The sequence below is a fragment of the Nonomuraea ceibae genome, assembly GCF_019396325.1.
Lineage (GTDB): Bacteria > Actinomycetota > Actinomycetes > Streptosporangiales > Streptosporangiaceae > Nonomuraea > Nonomuraea ceibae.
Genome location: NZ_JAHKRO010000252.1, coordinates 1 through 721, shown reverse-complemented (window position 1 = coordinate 721; position 721 = coordinate 1). Strand labels below are relative to the sequence as shown.

Genomic DNA, 721 nt, shown 5'->3' with positions numbered 1-721 from the left:
CCAGTTCCAGCCGCGGCTCGCCGGTCGCCACCTGGGCCAGGGTGCGCATGGGCGCGTACAGGTGGCCCCACACGTCGATCCGCAACGGGCGGTGCGTGTCCAGCACAGCCGCCACGGCCAGGTCGGCAGCGGCCAGCGCCTGCCGGGCGGGCTCCAAGAAACGCCGGCCGGCCTCGGTGAGGCGCACCCCCTGGCCGCCGCGGTCGAGCAGGCGCCTGCCGAGCGTGGACTCCAGGCGGGCGATCCGTTTGGACAGGGCCTGCTGGGAGATCGACAATTCCTCGGCCGCGTGGCCGAATTGCAGCCCTTCTGCCGCCTGTACGAACGCGCGCACCTGCGCCAGGTCCAAGTCCACGGCTGTCACCATAGGCGACAACCCATGGTTGTCGGCTCCTCGCGTCCGTTGTTGGCTCAAGCGACCCGGCTGCGGCTTTCATGGCCGCATGCGTAGATTGATCCCTACGGGAGATGCCTCGCAGCCGGTGGAGTTCGCCCAGGCCGCACAGCCCGTGCCCGCCCCGGACGAGGTGCTGATCAAGGTTGAGGCGTTCTCCCCGAATCGCGGAGAGACATTCCTGCTGGAAACGCCGGAGTCCGGTCTGCAGCCGGGCAAGGACGTCGCAGGACTGGTCGTGCAGGCCGCCGCCGACGGCTCGGGCCCACCGGCCGGCAGCCGGGTGGTGGGCCATCCACCCATGGGCGGCTGGGCCGAGTACGCGGC

Annotated in this window: 2 protein-coding genes; one reads left to right on the top strand and one right to left on the bottom strand. The window is 71.2% G+C overall.

Annotated features, from left to right (window positions below):
* Positions 1 to 355 (bottom strand): LysR family transcriptional regulator (locus tag KME80_RS53685; RefSeq protein WP_219520122.1); only part of this gene is annotated, 355 nt, incomplete at its 3' end.
* 88 nt (positions 356 to 443) lie between these two features.
* Here KME80_RS53685 and KME80_RS53680 point away from each other — a divergent pair.
* Positions 444 to 721 (top strand): alcohol dehydrogenase catalytic domain-containing protein (locus tag KME80_RS53680; protein WP_372455469.1); only part of this gene is annotated, 278 nt, incomplete at its 3' end.